The organism is Sphingobium sp. (genome assembly GCF_049304695.1).
In the GTDB taxonomy this organism is placed as follows: Bacteria; Pseudomonadota; Alphaproteobacteria; order Sphingomonadales; family Sphingomonadaceae; genus Sphingobium.
On sequence record NZ_JBAQOK010000081.1, the window covers coordinates 24,363 to 40,513 of the forward strand.

The 16,151-nt window shown below is 63.2% G+C and carries 13 protein-coding genes; 11 read left to right on the forward strand and 2 right to left on the reverse strand.

Annotation, left to right across the window (positions count from 1 at the left end; genetic code table 11):
* Positions 1-84: 84 nt before the first annotated feature.
* From WA070_RS14930 to WA070_RS14970, 9 genes are all read left to right on the forward strand, one after another.
* Entirely contained in the window at positions 85-1,077 is a 993-nt protein-coding gene (locus tag WA070_RS14930) for an alpha/beta fold hydrolase (protein WP_422634716.1), read from the forward strand.
* Positions 1,077-2,705 carry a carboxylesterase/lipase family protein gene (locus WA070_RS14935; RefSeq protein ID WP_422634717.1) on the forward strand — a complete coding sequence of 543 codons (1,629 nt, stop codon included), beginning with the start codon at positions 1,077-1,079 and terminating at the stop codon, positions 2,703-2,705. The genes WA070_RS14930 and WA070_RS14935 overlap by 1 nt, the downstream gene beginning before the upstream one ends.
* Before the next feature lie 11 nt (positions 2,706-2,716).
* Positions 2,717-3,238 carry a DUF3237 domain-containing protein gene (locus WA070_RS14940; protein WP_422634718.1) on the forward strand — a complete coding sequence of 174 codons (522 nt, stop codon included), beginning with the start codon at positions 2,717-2,719 and terminating at the stop codon, positions 3,236-3,238.
* Entirely contained in the window at positions 3,235-4,314 is a 1,080-nt protein-coding gene (locus tag WA070_RS14945; RefSeq protein ID WP_422634719.1) for a hypothetical protein, read from the forward strand. The genes WA070_RS14940 and WA070_RS14945 overlap by 4 nt, the downstream gene beginning before the upstream one ends.
* A gap of 110 nt (positions 4,315-4,424) precedes the next feature.
* Positions 4,425-4,880, forward strand: a complete 456-nt coding sequence (locus WA070_RS14950; RefSeq protein ID WP_422634720.1) for a type II 3-dehydroquinate dehydratase — start codon at positions 4,425-4,427, stop codon at positions 4,878-4,880.
* Positions 4,877-6,169 (forward strand): MFS transporter, encoded by a 1,293-nt coding sequence (locus tag WA070_RS14955; protein WP_422634721.1) that lies wholly within the window; start codon positions 4,877-4,879, stop codon positions 6,167-6,169. Before WA070_RS14950 ends, WA070_RS14955 begins: the two co-directional genes overlap by 4 nt.
* A 66-nt stretch (positions 6,170-6,235) precedes the next feature.
* Entirely contained in the window at positions 6,236-9,196 is a 2,961-nt protein-coding gene (locus WA070_RS14960) for a TonB-dependent receptor domain-containing protein (RefSeq protein WP_422634722.1), read from the forward strand.
* Between the two features lie 54 nt (positions 9,197-9,250).
* On the forward strand, positions 9,251-10,147 hold the full coding sequence (locus WA070_RS14965; RefSeq protein ID WP_422634723.1) for a shikimate dehydrogenase: 897 nt from the start codon (positions 9,251-9,253) through the stop codon (positions 10,145-10,147).
* A gap of 4 nt (positions 10,148-10,151) precedes the next feature.
* Positions 10,152-12,017: a bifunctional sugar phosphate isomerase/epimerase/4-hydroxyphenylpyruvate dioxygenase family protein gene (locus WA070_RS14970; RefSeq protein ID WP_422634724.1), complete on the forward strand. Its 1,866-nt coding sequence runs from the start codon at positions 10,152-10,154 to the stop codon at positions 12,015-12,017.
* A gap of 7 nt (positions 12,018-12,024) precedes the next feature.
* On the opposite strand, the gene WA070_RS14975 is transcribed toward WA070_RS14970, so the two are convergent.
* Positions 12,025-12,498: an Lrp/AsnC family transcriptional regulator gene (locus WA070_RS14975; protein ID WP_422634725.1), complete on the reverse strand. Its 474-nt coding sequence runs from the start codon at positions 12,496-12,498 to the stop codon at positions 12,025-12,027.
* Between the two features lie 155 nt (positions 12,499-12,653).
* Between WA070_RS14975 and ald the strand changes: the two genes are divergently transcribed.
* The gene (gene ald, locus WA070_RS14980) at positions 12,654-13,769 is read left to right on the forward strand and encodes an alanine dehydrogenase (RefSeq protein ID WP_422634909.1); all 1,116 of its coding nucleotides are present in this window, start codon (positions 12,654-12,656) and stop codon (positions 13,767-13,769) included.
* A 277-nt stretch (positions 13,770-14,046) separates the two neighbouring features.
* Positions 14,047-14,877, forward strand: a complete 831-nt coding sequence (locus WA070_RS14985; RefSeq protein ID WP_422634910.1) for a sulfite exporter TauE/SafE family protein — start codon at positions 14,047-14,049, stop codon at positions 14,875-14,877.
* 37 nt (positions 14,878-14,914) lie between these two features.
* Here WA070_RS14985 and WA070_RS14990 read toward each other — a convergent pair whose 3' ends face one another.
* The gene (locus tag WA070_RS14990; RefSeq protein ID WP_422634726.1) at positions 14,915-16,129 is read right to left on the reverse strand and encodes a phospholipase D-like domain-containing protein; all 1,215 of its coding nucleotides are present in this window, start codon (positions 16,127-16,129) and stop codon (positions 14,915-14,917) included.
* Positions 16,130-16,151: the final 22 nt, after the last annotated feature.

A 16,151-nucleotide genomic window follows, 5' to 3' on the forward strand; every position in this document is an offset into this window, starting at 1 on the left:
CGGGACTTGTCGGGCAGATCATTCTTCATTACCACTGTACGAAATAGTTCGCTCAACAGGAAGCGATCGTAGTGGGAGAGTGATATGCGCATGTGGACCGGCACGGGCTTTCTGACGTCATGCGCCTTATCGGCTGTCGTCATGGCCAGTAGCGCGCAGGCGCAGGCACCGACCCCCGCGACATCACCCGAACCCGCGCTGGGCGATCCGCTGCCCGAACGCATCCTGACACTGGGCGACGGTGTCCGCGTCAGTGCCGACATCCCCTTTTCCACCATCCCCGGATTCCGTCCGATCACGCTGGATATTTACCGGCCCAGGGATATGGGGCCGCATCCGCTGGTCATCTACGTCCATGGCGGCGGCTGGATGAACGGGCATACGCGCCAGTCGGGCGCATTTAGCGACTTCACCGCCGTGCTGGCCGATCTGTCGGCGCGCGGCTATGTCGTCGCCTCGCTGGAATATCGCTTGTCCCGCGAAGCGCCTTTTCCCGCCGCGATCCATGACGTGCGCACCGCAATCCGTTTCCTGAAGGCAGGCGCGGGCCGCTATGGCATCGATCCGCGCCATGTGGCGATCTGGGGCGGTTCGGCAGGGGGGCAACTGGCCGCACTTGCCGCACTCGATTGCGGCGGCGCGCCGACGGGCGATGACAGGAGCAATGCGGGCCAAAGCGACTGCGTGCAGGCGGCGGTCGGCTGGTACGGTGTCTATGATTTCGCGACCATGCCGCAATCGGCCATCCCGCGTGCGGAAAACGCCTATCTGGGCTGTGAGAAGGGCGCTTGCCCCGCCGATCGCGTGGCCGCCGCCAGCCCCGCCGCGCATGTCGATGCCAAGGATTCCCCGATGCTGCTGATCCACGGGACCGAAGACAAAACCGTGCCCGTCACCCAGTCGCAGGAACTGGCGGCCAAGCTGAAGGCGGCAAAAGTGCCGGTGACGCTGGAGGTCATCCCGGCGGTCGGGCATAGCTGGATCGGGGCCGATGCCGCCGCGACCCGCGCCGCCAGCCTGCATGCGCTCGACCTGACGTTCCGCTTCTTCGACATGCAGTTGAAGGGCGCGCGCTGATGCGGGGCGGGCGTGTCGCGCTTGGACTGCTGGCGCTGTTGTGCGCGTCGGCAGGATCGGCGCAGATCGTCGATCGTCCGGCGGGCGATCCCACAAGCACCGACGCAGGGCTGGTGGCGGGCAAGACCCTGCCGTCAGGCGTGCGCGCGTGGTTCGGCGTTCCCTTTGCCGCGCCACCGGTGCGCGACCTGCGCTGGCGCGACCCGCAACCCCATGCCGCCTGGACCGGCGTCTGGAACGCCGACCGGCCCGCACCCGAATGCATACAGTCGTTACGTAGCCGAAACATAAATCATTATTTTGGTGAGGAAGCGACCAGCGAAGACTGCCTCTACCTCAACATCTGGGCACCCCCCGCGCCGTCGCCGGCAGGCAAGCCTTACCCCGTCATCGTCTGGATCTATGGCGGCGGCTTCACCGTCGGCTCTGCCTTCATGGCTAATTATGCGGGCGAACCGCTGGCCGCCAGGGGCGCGGTCTATGTCGCCATCGCCTACCGCCTCGGCCCGCTCGGCTTCCTCGCCCATCCCGCTTTGACGCAGGAGGGTGGTGGTCATTCAGGAAATTACGGGCTGAAAGATCAGGTCGCGGCGCTCCAATGGGTCAACCGCAACATCGCCGCCTTCGGGGGCGACCCTGCCAATGTGACGATCGCGGGCCAGTCGGCAGGGTCGATGTCGGTATCGCTGTTGCAGGCCAGCCCTGCGGCCAAAGGCCTGTTCCACCGCGTCGTGGGCATGAGCGGCAGCGCCTTCGGCGGGGTCAGCGCGCCGGTGCCTCTGGCGGAGGGAGAAGGCGAAGGACTGGAATTGCAAAAGGCGCTCGGCGCGGCTTCGATCGAGGCGATGCGCGACATCCCCGCCGATCGCCTGATCGCCGCCGCCGCGCCATTGCGTTCCCACGCGATCGTGCTGGACGGGCAGGTCGTCCCGGCCTCGCTTGAACAGGCATTCGGCAGTGGTCGCCAAAATGACGTCCCCGCCATGATCGGCTTTACCCGCGACGAATTTTTCCGCTCCCTTGGTCCCATCGCCAGCGTGACCGATTATGAAGCGGCGATCGGCAAGTCCTTTCCCGCCAGCGCCGCCGCAATCCTGCGCGCCTATCCCGCCCGCACGGTGGAGCAGGCGCGCCGCGCCGCCCGAGACGTGGAGCGCGACATGACGCTGGGCTTGCAGATGGCGGACTGGGCAAACGGGCAATCGACCGGCACGTCGCCGACCTTCACCTATCTCTTCACCCGGACACATCCCTATCGGACGGGCGTCCGCTTTGCCGATCATGATCCCGCGACCGTCGGTGCCTATCACACCGCCGACGTGCCCTATTGGCTCGGCACGCTCGACAGCCTCAACCGCTTCCGCGTGACGCGGGACTGGACGGCCTATGACCAGAGCCTGTCGGCGGACATGATGGACCGGCTGCTCGCCTTCGCCCGCACCGGCACGCCGGGCAGGGACTGGCCCGCATGGCGCGCCGCCAGACCCCGCGTCCATCTGTTCGGCGACGCCATGACAGAGGGCGAGGGCGGGATGATCGACTGGCCCAACGCCAGGGCGCTCCCTTTGCTGCGCGACGCGGCCTCCGCCACGCCGCAACCGCGCAATCCAGCGAGGATCAGAGATTGAACATCATGGACATGAACCGGCGGAGCCTTCTGACGGGCGGCGCGGCGACGCTGGCTGCGGTTCTGCTAACCAACGTCGCACAGTCGTCGGTGGCGGACGAACCGGGGCTGGAGTTCATCTATGAAGCGGTGGTGACGCTAGAACCGACGGTCGAAGTAGGGCATACGCCGCTCGGCACCCGGCGGCGCGTGCCGATCACCGGCGGCAGTTTCAGCGGCCCGAACATCCGGGGCAGGGTGCTATCGGGCGGGGCCGACTGGCAACTCCAGCGCGCAGACAACTGGACCGTGATCGAGGCGGACTATATGATGCAGGCCGACGACGGCACGCTCATCCACGTCCGCAATGTGGGGCTGACCAACAGCCGCGTGCCCGACGCGCGGCGCCGTTATCTGCGCACGATCCCCAGCTTCGAAGCGCCCGATGGTCCCCATGGCTGGCTCAATCAGGCCGTGTTCGTCGGCACCATCGGCGCGCCTCCGCCTGCCGCGCCCAAGCCATCCGTCCGCATCCGGGTCTATCGCGTCACATGAAATGCGCGCACCTCCTGTGGACTGCGCTGCTGCTTGCCGGTTGCGCCACGCTGCCCAGTGCGACGACGCAGGACACATGCGCCCCGACCGCACAATTCGCCTTCGCCTGCGGGGCGATGAAGCCGGAGGATCTGGCACATATTCCGCAAACCCCCTGGATCATCGCCAGCGGCTTCGCGACCGGCGCGGGTCTCAAGATCGTCGACAGTCGCACGCGCAGCGTAACGCCGTGGTTTGAGGGGAGGGCGGACCAGATCGCGCGCGATCCACGCTATCCTGATTGCGCCACGCCACCCGATCCGGCATTATTTACCGCGCGCGGCCTTCATCTGCGGACCACTGCGCCCGGCCGTGCGCGCCTGCTGGTCGTGAACCATGGCGGGCGGGAATCGATCGAGGCGTTCGACGTCGATTATCGCGATGCGTCGGTGCAACCACGCCTGCGCTGGCAGGGGTGCCTTGTCATGCCGCAGGGCCATGTCGCCAACAGCGTTTCCTCCTACAGCGACGGCACGGTGATCGCGACGGTGCTGACGCGACCTGGCACCAGCATCACCGACTTCGTGCTGGGTCGCGATACGGGCGGTGTGTTCGAACGAGGGCCGGAGGAGGCTGCGTTCCGATTGCTGCCGGGAACGGAACTGCCCGGCAATAATGGCCTCGAAACGGCGAAGGACGACAGTGGCTTCTACGTCATCGCCTTTGGCAGCCGTGAAGTGGTCGCCTATGCGCGGCGCAACACACGCCAGCCGCTCTGGCGCGTGCAGGCACCCGAGTTCATGCCCGACAATATCCATTGGGACGGCAGCCGACTGCTGCTTGCCGGTATGGTGCGCGACGAACCGGCCTGCGGCGGCGTGCGGCAAATCGTCGATGGCGTCGCTGACGGAATGGCCTGCCACAGGGGCTGGGTGGTAGCGCAACTAGAACCTGAGACGCGCCGATTCTCGTTGGTTGCCTATGGTCCCCCTGATCCAGTCTTCAACGGCGTATCGGCGGCGGTGATCGTAGGCGGCGCGCTATGGCTCGGTTCCTATCAGGCCGACCGGATTGCCGCGCAGCCCCTGCGTAATTGATGTATGAACTAGTTCGTACATTTCGCTTGCACGATCGATATGTCGGGCGTAAATAAGTTTTGCAGGATCGGGAACCTTATCCCGGCAGGCAGGGGAGGATCGGGCCAGTCATGGGCCAGCGTTTCATTCATGTGCTGAACGGACCCAATCTGGACATGCTGGGCGTGCGCGAACCGCACATTTATGGCAGCCAGACGCTCGCTGACGTGCAGGCCGCCTGCGCGCGCGAGCTGGAGGGGACGGGCATCGACCTGATCTTTCGCCAGACTAATGCCGAGGCAGAGATGATCGGCTGGCTGCACGACGCCCGCGTCGGTGCTTTTGGCATCATCATCAACCCGGCGGCTTTCTCCTATGCCGGATACCCGGTGCTGGACGCGCTCAAAATGTGCGATTGCCCGATTATCGAGGTGCATATCTCCAACATCCATCGCCGTGATGAGGAATGGCGCGCGCGATCCATCATGACCCGATCGGTCACGGCGATCCTGTCGGGCATGGGCACCGACGGCTATGCGCTGGCGATGCGCCATCTGCTCCAGATCGACCGGCGGAACGCGGCATGAGCGCAGGCATCCAGACCCAGCGCCGCACTGGCACGCGCTTCGGCATATTGGGTCTCATCAGCGTGGCGACGCTCATCAACTATATGGATCGCGCGGTCATGGGCGTGGCCGCGCCTTCGCTTACCGCCGAACTCAGGATTTCGCCGGAGATGATGGGCTTCATCTTCTCCGCCTTCTCATGGACCTACGCTGCGGCGCAGATTCCCGGCGGCCTGATCCTTGACCGGTTGGGCACGCGGATCACCTATGCCGGATCGCTGGTTCTCTGGTCCATCTTCACCCTGCTTCACGGTTTGGCTGGCAATGTGGCGATGTTGTTCGGCTTCCGTCTGGCGCTGGGCGTGGCGGAAGCGCCCTGCTACCCATGCAACAGCCGTATTCTGAGCAGTTGGTTCCCCCAAAATGAACGCGCGCGGGCCAATTCAGTCTATGCCGTGGGGCAATATGCGGGGTTAGCCTTCTTCAGCCCTGTCCTTTTCTGGATCGTGGGCAGCTTCGGCTGGCGCGCGCTGTTCGTGATTGCCGGATCGCTGGGCGTCGCCTTTGGCCTGTTGATGTACGCCCGTTATCGCGATCCGGCCGACCATCAACGCGTCAATCAGGCGGAACTGGACCATATCAGCGCGGGCGGTGGCCTGACCATATCGACGCAGCCCGGCACGGTACGCTTTTCCTGGCATAATGTGCGCAGGCTGCTGTCGCACCGCCAGATACTGGGCGCATCGATCGGGCAGTTTTGCGGCAATTCGACGCTGGTCTTCTTCCTGACCTGGTTCCCCACCTATCTGGCGACCGAGCGGGGCATGGACTGGTTGAAGTCCGGCACCTTCGCCGTCTTGCCTTACATCGCTGCATCGGCCGGTGTGCTGCTGGGCGGGCAAGTGTCGGACTGGCTCATCCGTCGCACCGGATCGGCCAATATCGGGCGTAAGCTGCCGATCGTCGCGGGCCTGCTGCTCGCCTCCACGATCGTGCTGGCCAATTTCGTGCAGAGCAACACGCTGGTCATCGCGATCATGTCGATCGCCTTCTTTGGTCAGGGCATGGTCAATCTGGGCTGGACGCTGATCTCCGACGTCGCGCCACGACAGTTCATTGGATTGACCGGCGGCGTGTTCAACCTCTGTGCCAATCTGGCGGGCATCGTCACGCCGATCGTCGTTGGCGTGATTGTCGGACAGACCGGCTCCTTCTATGGCGCGCTCGCTTTTATCGGCGTCCTCGCACTCGTCGGGGCGGCCGCCTACATCTTCATCGTCGGGGACGTCAAACGGGTGGAAATGGACTGAGTCGAACAACGGCTTCACGTCCGAATATGTACGAACAAGTTAGTAATATAAGAGGGAGGATATAGGATGAAAACATCTGTTACCACGCAGCTCCGATTGGGCGGATCGCTGGCAGCTTTGATATTGGGCGCTACCGCGCCGTCGCTTCATGCGCAGGATCAGGCGCCGGCGGATGCCGCCTCCACCGCGCTGGCGCCCCCGGCAGCCAATGCTGCGACGGATCAGCCCAACAATGCCGACATCGTCGTCACCGGATCGCTGATCGCGCGTCCTAACAATGTCGCGGTCAGCCCGATCGTGACCGTGTCCGATGAACTGGTCCAGCAGAGCGGACAGATCACGTTGGAAGATTCGCTCAATCAGCTTCCCGGCTTCACGCCGTCGGGCAATGCGGGCACCGGCGGGCAAGGGGCGGGCGGTCGCGCCACGCTGAACCTGCGCGGCCTGGGTTCCAACCGCAACCTCGTGCTGCTCGATGGCCGTCGTCTGCCGTTGTCGGACATCAACGGCAATGTCGATATCAACATCCTGCCGGAATCGATCATTGGGTCGGTCGATGTCATCACCGGCGGTGCGTCGGCCATTTACGGGTCGGATGCCATGTCGGGCGTCGTCAATTTCAAGACCGACCGCTATTTCGACGGCGTGCGTATCGACGTCCAGAATGGCGACAGCTTCCGTGGCGACTATGGCAAGTTCAACGCCTCCGTTGCGCTGGGTACGAAGTTCGCGGAGGATCGCGGTCGCCTGATGCTGGCGTTCAGCTATGGCCATCGCGATCCGCTGTCGGGCTCGCAGCGCGGCTTCTTCGCCGACAAGGTGCCGTCTTCTTTCATCGGCACCAGCACATATGTCCCCGACGCGCTCAACCTGCCAAGCCAGGCGGCGCTCAATGGCGTGTTCGCCCGCTATGGCGTGACCACCCCGATCAACCGCACGCTGAACCTGGGCTTTAACGACAACGGGTCGCTGTTCGCGCAGACAGGTGCGGTCAATTATCAGGGGCCACGCACGGGCGCTTATGCAGTCGTGGGCGGCAATGTCCGCATGCCGGTGGGTCCGCAGCTTCAGATCCTCAACGAATTTGAACGCAAGTCCGCCTTTGCAAAGGGCGAATTCGACATCACAGACTCGCTGACCGCCTATGGCCAGTTCCTCTATGTCGATTCCACCGTCACCACGGAGAGCGGCAGCAGCCTGACGCAGTTCGCGCCCTTTACCACCATCCCTACCACCAACCCCTTCATCCCCACCGACCTGCGCACGCTGCTGGCGTCACGGGCCAACCCCAATGCGCCGTTCCGCTGGAGTTCGCGCTATGTCGGCGTAGGCGACAAGGGCTGGGACGAAAATTACCGGGTGCAGCAATATCTGGGTGGCCTCAAAGGCACGATCGCCGGATCTTGGAAATTCGACGGCTTCGTGTCGTGGGATGAAACCGTCCATAATCAGGCGATGTTCAACGCTGTGCTGAAGAATCGCGTGCAGACGTTGCTGAACGCAGCCGACGGCGGCGCCTCGCTGTGCGAGGGTGGGTTCAATCCGTTCAGCATCGCCAATTCAACCCGGCTGTCGCAGGCCTGCCAGCAATATATCACCGCCACGGTCAACAGCCACGAACGGCTGACCCAGACCCAGGTGCAGGGTCAGGTCAACGGCCCTCTGTTCGATCTTCCCGCCGGTCCCGTCCAGCTGGCCGTGCTTGCGGGCTATCGCAAAAATACCTATCGCTACGACCCAAGCGCCGATCTGGTGTCCAACAATGTGGAATCGGTCGTCGGCTCTGCTGCCGCGCGCGGAGAGATCAGCGTCAAGGAATTCGCGGCGCAAATCGACGTGCCGCTGCTGTCGGAAAAGCCCTTCTTCCACGAACTGGGCGTAGGCGCGGCCTTTCGTTATTCGGACTATAAGCCGTCGGGCAGCGTCAAAAGCTATGAATTTGATGGCCGGTGGCAGCCGATCCAGGCGCTGCTGATTCGTGGCAGCTATCAGCGGGCGGTGCGTGCGCCCAATATCGGTGAACTCTTCTCGCCCGTCACGGGATCGCAACTCGCGATCGGCACGCCACCGTCGGCTATCGGCGATCCGTGCGACACCCGCTCGCCCGCGCGCACCGGGGCGAACGGCGCGCAGGTTCGCGGACTTTGCCTGGCGCAGGGCATTCCGGGCGCGGCCATCGACGCCTACCAGTTTGCGACCACCGCGACCGGCGGCAACATTCAGGGCAACAGCAGCCTGACCCCGGAAAAGGCCAACACCTTCAACGTCGGCTTCGTGCTGAACCCGAAATTCTCGTCGCCCTGGCTGAACGGCTTCTCGCTGTCGGTCGATTATTACAACATCAAGATCCGCAACGTCATTTCGACCATCAATGGTCTCACCGTTCTGGCCAAATGCTATAATCTCGACGGGTCGAACAGCAGCTATTCGAACAGCAACGAATTCTGCCAGTTGATTCAGCGCGATCCCACTGGCCAGCTTGTCGCCATCGCCCAGCCGTATCTCAACCTGGGCGCGCTCGACACCGATGGCGTCGATGTTCAGGTCAACTGGTCGCTGAAACTGGGGGACGCAGGCATCGGCAACGGGTCGGGCAAAATCTATGCTTCGTCCGCTGTCGGCTGGCTCAACCATTATAAGGTGCAGACCCTGCCCGGTTCAGCATCGCAGGACTTCGTGGGCACCAGCACACCGGGCCGTCCCCTGCCCAAGTGGAAGGCACTGACGACCGTCGGCTATAGCTCCGATGTCTTCGGCATCGGCATGCGCTGGCGCTATCAGGGCAAGCTGCGCGACATCAGCGCGATCACGACGCCAGCCGCCGAACAGGTGGGGGTAAAGCCCTATAATCTGTTCGACATCTTCTCCACGGTGGATGTCACGGACAATTTCCAGCTGCGCGGTGGCATCACCAACCTGTTCGACAAAGCCATACCCTTCGTCGCCAGTTCGCAGAATGGCACGGACGCAGGCACTTACGACATGGTCGGCCGGTCCTTCTACGTCGGCGCGAAATTCAACTTCTGACCTTTCTGCCGCCTTCGTCTTCTGCGGGCGGAGGCGGCCATTCTCTCTTTGGATATGACGATCTTGACCCATGCACGCACCGCCACCGCGCGTTATCTGACCGGTCTGATCGGACGCGATATTCAGGCGTCGCTCTCACCTTTCCTGCATGAAAGCGAAGCGGACGCGCAGGGCGTTCGGCTGATTTATCGCCTGTTTGATCTGGCGGCGGATAAAGCCGACGCGGATCATCTGCCTCGCCTGCTCGACGCCTTGCAGGTCACGGGGTTCGCTGGCGTGAACATCACCCACCCCTATAAGCAGGCCGTGATCGCCTATCTCGATGACCTGTCGCCTCAAGCGCGGCAGATCGGCGCGGTGAACACGGTGGTGTTCAGGGAAGGGCGACGTCTGGGCTTCAATACGGACGTCACCGGATTTGCCGAAAATCTCCGCACCGGGCTGCCAACGGCGCGGTTCGATCGGGTGGTGCAAATGGGCGCAGGCGGCGCTGGGTCGGCGACTGCGCATGCGCTGCTGCATATGGGCGTCAGGGAACTGACCCTGTTCGATCCCAATGCCGACCGCGCCCAAATACTTTGCAACGCTTTATGCGACACCCATGGCCCGCAGCGCGCCGTGGTGGGGCAGGATCTGGCCACAGCAATCGCTGCGGCGGATGGCATCGTCAACGCCACCCCGATCGGCATGACTGGCTATCCCGGCTCCCCCGTTCCGCAAGCCTTTCTGCGCCCCGAACTCTGGGTCACGGACATCGTCTATTTTCCGCTGGAAACGCAATTTTTGCGTGAGGCTAACGAAGCCGGTTGTGCGACACTGAACGGAAGCGGCATGACGGTCTTTCAGGCCGTAGGCGCGTTTGAACATTTTACCGGTCGCAAGGCGGACAGTCGCCGCATGGCCGACAATTTCCGGGTCGCACTGAACGCGGGAAACCAGAACAGGGAATGAGCGCATGACGTACGGCATCGCCACGGTTTCGCTCAGCGGCACGCTGGAGGAAAAGCTGCGCGCGGCAGCCGCAGCCGGCTTCGACGGGGTGGAGATATTCGAAAATGACCTGATTGGCTGTTCGCTGCCGCCTCGGGACATCAAGGCGTTGATGGACGACCTGGGCCTTGCCTGCCTCCTCTACCAGCCCTTCCGCGATTTCGAAGGCATGCCCGGATTGCTGCGCCAGCAGGCTTTCGACCGTGCGGAGGCCAAATTCGACCTGATGGGCGAACTGGGCACGGATCGCATCCTCGTCTGCTCCAACTGTTCCCCCCAGTCGCTGGGCGAGCGCAGCCGTATCGTCACAGACCTGCGCGAACTGGGCGAGCGCGCCGCAAAGCGCGGGATTATCGTGGGCTATGAGGCGCTTGCCTGGGGCCGCCATATCTTCGATCATCGCGATGCATGGGCGATCGTGGAGGAAGTTGATCACCCCGCCATCGGCATCATCCTCGACAGTTTCCATTCCCTGTCCCGTGGAATCCCGACCGAAAGCATCAGCGCGATCCCCGGCGACAAGATCGCCTTCGTCCAATTGGCTGACGCGCCGAAACTGGACATGGACCTGCTTTACTGGAGCCGGCATTTCCGCAATTTTCCGGGCCAGGGCGGCCTGCCCGTCAGCGAATATGTCGCGGAAATTCGCAAGACCGGATACACCGGGCCGCTCTCGCTCGAAATCTTCAACGACCGGTTTCGTGGCTGGTCGGCGGACCTGATCGCGGCGGACGGATTGCGCTCGCTCCGCCATGTGGAGGATGCCGCCGGGCGTCTGCTTGGCAAGATGTCGCCGATCCCTGCGCCCCCAATTCAAGTGCAGCCCGAGTTCATCGAGTTCGCCGTCGAACATCGCGACGTTCCGGATCTGGAGGCCATGTTCCGGTCGGTCGGCTTCACCCGCACCGGCATGCATCGCAGCAAGGCCGTCTCCCGCTGGCAATCGGGATCGGTCAATCTGGTCATCAACGCCGAACCGTCCGGTTTCGGCCACAGCTTCGCCATCACCCACGGTCCGTCGATCTGCGCGGTCGGGCTGGTCGTGGCGGATCAGAATGAAGTCGCCGCGCGCGCGCATCATCTGGGCATCCAGACGATCGGCGAAAAGGACGCGCCCGGCAATCTGGCCGTTCCCGCCCTGCGCGGTATCGGCGGCAGCCTCGTCTATCTTGTCGAACAAGGGGACGCGGGGGCGTTATGGGACAGGGAGTTCGACGCGACCGGCGAATCCTTCGACACGACCCCGCTTGCCATCGATCATCTGGCGGCAGTTGTCCCGATCGAGGAATATCTGTCGTGGCAACTCTATTGGCGCTCGCTTTTCGGGCTGGAGCAAAGCCCGCAGGCCGACGTCATCGACCCGTCCGGCCTGGTGCTGAGCCAGCCGTTGCAATCGGCCGACGGCGCACTGCGCATCACGCTTAACGCGTCGGAGGCCAATCGCACCCTCTCGTCCCGCTTTGTCGAACATAATTTCGGCGGCGGGTATCAGCATATCGCCTTCGCGACGCCCGACCTGATCGCCAAGGCCAGTAGTCTCGCAGGCAGCGGAGCGGAAACGCTGTCCGTGTCCGACAATTATTATGCCGATCTGGTCGCACGGTTCGGCTTCGACCAAAAGGCCCGGACCGGCTTGGCCGATGCCAATATCCTCTACGATCGCAGCGGGGACGGGGAATATTGGCAGCTATACAGCCGCGCCTTTCAACGGCGTTTCTTCTTCGAATTCGTCGAAAGGCTTGGCTATGAAGGCTATGGCGCGCCCAATGCCGGCGTGCGGCTCATGGCGCAGGAACGCTTCAAGCTGGCGGATTCCCACTGGCAACGATAGGCGCAGTTTAAGACGACGCCCTGATCGCGCGCAGATGATAGCCGCGCAAGTCGCGGATGCGCCGGATCGCGAAGCTGGTGCGGATCGCCGATACGCCCGGCAGGCGCGCCAGGCAGTCGCGATGAACGGCATCGAATCCGTTGAGATCGGCCGCCGCCACGCGCAGCAGATAGTCGGCATGCCCCGCCATCAGGTGACATTCGAGAATTTCGGGAAAGTCCGCCACCGCGCGCTCGAACCGGTCCATGGCCTCGCGGCTCTGGCTGGTCAGCGAAATCTCCACAAAGGCCAGCAGGTCCAGCCCCAGCGCGACCGGATCGAGCCGCGCGGCATAACCCGCAATCGCGCCGCCATCCTCCAGCGCCTTGACGCGCCTGTGGCAGGCCGAAGCAGAGAGGCCGACCTTTTCCCCCAATTCCGCCATCGACCGACGCGAATCACTCTGCAGCGCTTCGATTATCGCGATGTCGAACCGATCCATGCAATGAAATCCCGTTAAGTTGACCATCTTTGGGATAACATCCCGAACGCTTATGCGAAACTGGTGAAATCAGGGAACATTCGCTGGTCGGCTTACGCTATATTCGCGTCACAAGGACGCGGACCAGAGCCCGCCTCTTATTTCGGAGAGTCATGATGATTGTCGGCACCGTCAAGGAAATCAAAAATCACGAATATCGCGTCGGCCTGACGCCGGAAAGCGTCCACGAGTTGACGGCCCATGGCCATCGGGTGCTGGTAGAAACCGGCGCGGGCGACGGCATTGGCGCAAGCGACGCTCTATATGAAAAGGCGGGCGCGGACATCATCGCCACCGCCGCCGAAATCTTCGCCACCGCCGAAATGATCGTGAAGGTGAAGGAACCGCAGCCGGGCGAACGCGCGATGCTGCGTCCCGGCCAGATACTCTACACCTACCTGCACCTCGCACCCGATTCTGAGCAGACCCGCGACCTGATCGCGTCCGGCGCGACCTGCATCGCCTATGAAACTGTCACCGACGCCAGCGGCGGCCTGCCACTACTCAAGCCCATGAGCCAGGTCGCTGGCCGTATGGCGATCCAGGCGGGCGCGACCGCCTTGGAAAAGGCGCATGGCGGACGCGGCGTGCTGCTGGGCGGCGTGCCCGGCGTATTGCCTGCCAAGGTTGCGGTGATCGGCGGCGGCGTCGTCGGTTTCAACGCGGCGCAGATGGCTGCAGGGCTGGGTGCGGACGTCACTATCCTAGACCGCAGCCCTGAAGTGCTTGAAAAGCTCGGCATGTATTTCGAAGCGCGCGCCAAGACCCGCTTTTCCAACCGCGCGAACCTGGCCGAATGTGTGGCCGATGCCGACCTCGTCATCGGCGCGGTGCTGATCCCCGGCGCGGCCGCACCCAAGCTGGTCACCGCCGACATGCTCAAGACCATGAAGAAGGGCGCGGTGCTGGTCGATGTCGCCATCGATCAGGGCGGCTGCTTTGAAAGCAGCCACGCCACGACCCACGCCGATCCGACCTATATCTTCGATGGCGTTGTCCATTATTGCGTCGCGAACATGCCCGGCGCAGTTGCGCGCACCAGCACCTATGCGCTCAACAATGTCACGCTGCCCCACGCCCTGCGCATCGCCGAACTGGGGTGGAAGGACGCGCTGCGTCGCGACCCGCATCTGCGCGCGGGCCTGAACGTGTGGAATGGCAAGGTCACCTATCAGGCGGTCGCCGAAGATCTGGGCCTGCCCTACACTTCGGCGGAAGACGCGCTGGCTTAACCAGCCCTGCCTTCATCTCTTTTGCGGCGTCGGTCCTCACGGACCGGCGCCGTTTTGCGTTGGGCTACATGCTTTTATCGCAAAGGCTTGCGGGTTAGCCGCGCTGCTTCGTCTATCCCCGCAAGAGTGTCTCAAACGTCGCTCTTACGCTGGTTTCCGCCGAAGAGAGGCATTGGTTCAACGACATGGTCGATTTCCCTTCATCCGCAGCCTTGGCCTTCACGGGCGCGCGCAACGGCAAAAACACGATGTGGTCGCTGGCAGGGGGGGCGTGCTGATGCAGATGGATCTGATGACCTGGCTCTTGCCGCTGGTCGCCATGCTGGGGGCTGGCCTCTTTGCGGGCTTCGCTGCGGGAATATTCGGCATTGGCGGCGGCTTCGTGGTCGTGCCTGCGCTCTTTGTCGTCCTGCCACTGTTGGGCGGAACGCATGACGCCATCGCCCACGTAGCCATCGGCACATCGGCGGCGACGATCATCGTCACCTCCATCCGCTCGCTTCTGTCTCATGCCAAGCGCGGCGCGGTGGAGTTTGACATCCTCAAGACCTGGGCGCCCTGGATCATCCTGGGCGACGGCATCGGCGTCATGCTGGCGGGCCATGTCGATGGCCGCATCCTGACCATGATCTTCGCGGTCGGCGTGTTCCTGATGTCGCTCAACTTCCTGTTGCCCAAGGTCGGCGACAAGGTGATCAGCGATAACATGCCATCCGGCATCGCCCGCGTCGGCATCGCCGGTGGGCTTGGGACGTTTTCCGCCCTGCTGGGCATTGGTGGCGGCACCATCGCCATCATGGTCATGACGCTGTGCGGGCGGTCCATCCACCGCGCCATCGCGACGGCTTCGGGTATCGGCACGCTGATCGCCATCCCCAGCGCCATCGGCTTCGCACTGATCGGCCTGAAGGAAACCGGCTTGCCTTGGGGATCGCTGGGCTATGTCAACGTGCCCGCGACGCTGGCCATCGCCTCCATGTCGGTCATGACCGCGCCACTCGGCGTGGCGGCGGCCCATGCGTTGCCTGCCAAGCCGCTCAAGAAAATCTTCGGCGTCTATCTGATCATCATCGCCATCGTGATGTTCCGCAACGCGATCAAGATGTAATCATATGGGGAGGGGGCGCTTCGCCTCCTCCACGACATCAATCCGCGTCGGGATCGCGAAAATTGAGCCGCCGCGTCACCGTATAGTCCAGCACACCGACCAGCAGATAGCTGATCCACCGCTTGACCAGCGTCAGCATCGTCCAGCTGGCCCTATGGCTCTCCAGCGTGATCGCCTTGCTCTCGCTCCACCGTGCATCGATGAACCGACGAACCTGCCGCGCGAAATCGCCATCGTCGATTCGCAGCATGATTTCCAGGTTCACGAACAGACTGCGCATGTCGAAATTGGCCGACCCGATAAACACCGCATCGTCGATGACGATCAGCTTCATGTGCAGCTTGCACGGCTGATATTCGCCGATCTCCACCCCGCGTTTCAGCAAGGGCCCATAGAGCAGCCGCGCTGCCGCCACTGTCGCGCCATTGTCGGACCGCGCAGGCAATATGATCCGCGCGCCATCCCGCTGTGCCGCGCGTGCGACTCGCTTGAGCATGCCCCGGCCCGGCGAGAAATAGGCCGCGATCATATCGACCCGCCGCGCCTGCTCCAGGTCGTGTTTCACCACTTTGGCCCATGGGCTGAGCCGCCGGGTCGGCCCGCCGATCAGCCAGCGGAACGGATCGGCGGGTTCGTGGTGCAGCGTGGGATGCCAACTGCGCACCATATAGCGCAAGGTCCGAAACCTCTGCCCGCGCGACGCGACCCAGCGCCACAATTTCTCGTACCACAGCGTCATCGCCTGGACCTGCGGCCCTTCGATCCACAGGCCCAGGTCCAGCCAGCAATCTTCCGGCGGGATGCCGAAATAGCCATCTTCGATATTGAAGCCGCCAATCATCAACCGTTTATCGTCGGCGATGGCCATCTTCTGATGATTGCGGATCAGGTATCGGGTCGATCGCTTCGTGCCGAACCGAGCGAACTGCGCGCCTGCGTCGATCAGCGGCGCAAAGAAATCGTCGGGCGTATCCGCCGTTCCGAAGCCATCGACCATCAACGTCACCGCCACCCCGCGCGCCTGCGCCGCTATCAGCGCGTTGCGAACCAGAAGCCCACTCTCATCGCGTGCAAAGATATAATAATAGAGTTTCAGGCTACTGCGTGCGCTCTCGATCAGGGCGATGAGCGTGGTGCGCAACACGCTGCCGCGCGCGATCAGGCGCAGATGATTGCCGTTCAGCGTGAAGTCTATATCGTCCGCGCCACAGGCTTGCAGGTCATGGTCGGGGGTGGGTTCACGCGTGGCCATGGCGACCTCATGCCGTTTTTAG

Coding starts and splice junctions, on each gene's coding strand:
- ald (WP_422634909.1), top strand. CDS start 12,654: ATGATTGTCGGCACCGTCAAGGAAATCAAAAATCACGAATATCGCGTC.
- WA070_RS14950 (WP_422634720.1), top strand. CDS start 4,425: ATGGGCCAGCGTTTCATTCATGTGCTGAACGGACCCAATCTGGACATG.
- WA070_RS14935 (WP_422634717.1), top strand. CDS start 1,077: ATGCGGGGCGGGCGTGTCGCGCTTGGACTGCTGGCGCTGTTGTGCGCG.
- WA070_RS14945 (WP_422634719.1), top strand. CDS start 3,235: ATGAAATGCGCGCACCTCCTGTGGACTGCGCTGCTGCTTGCCGGTTGC.
- WA070_RS14960 (WP_422634722.1), top strand. CDS start 6,236: ATGAAAACATCTGTTACCACGCAGCTCCGATTGGGCGGATCGCTGGCA.
- WA070_RS14990 (WP_422634726.1), bottom strand. CDS start 16,129: ATGGCCACGCGTGAACCCACCCCCGACCATGACCTGCAAGCCTGTGGC.
- WA070_RS14955 (WP_422634721.1), top strand. CDS start 4,877: ATGAGCGCAGGCATCCAGACCCAGCGCCGCACTGGCACGCGCTTCGGC.
- WA070_RS14965 (WP_422634723.1), top strand. CDS start 9,251: ATGACGATCTTGACCCATGCACGCACCGCCACCGCGCGTTATCTGACC.
- WA070_RS14975 (WP_422634725.1), bottom strand. CDS start 12,498: ATGGATCGGTTCGACATCGCGATAATCGAAGCGCTGCAGAGTGATTCG.
- WA070_RS14930 (WP_422634716.1), top strand. CDS start 85: ATGCGCATGTGGACCGGCACGGGCTTTCTGACGTCATGCGCCTTATCG.
- WA070_RS14940 (WP_422634718.1), top strand. CDS start 2,717: ATGAACCGGCGGAGCCTTCTGACGGGCGGCGCGGCGACGCTGGCTGCG.
- WA070_RS14970 (WP_422634724.1), top strand. CDS start 10,152: ATGACGTACGGCATCGCCACGGTTTCGCTCAGCGGCACGCTGGAGGAA.
- WA070_RS14985 (WP_422634910.1), top strand. CDS start 14,047: ATGCAGATGGATCTGATGACCTGGCTCTTGCCGCTGGTCGCCATGCTG.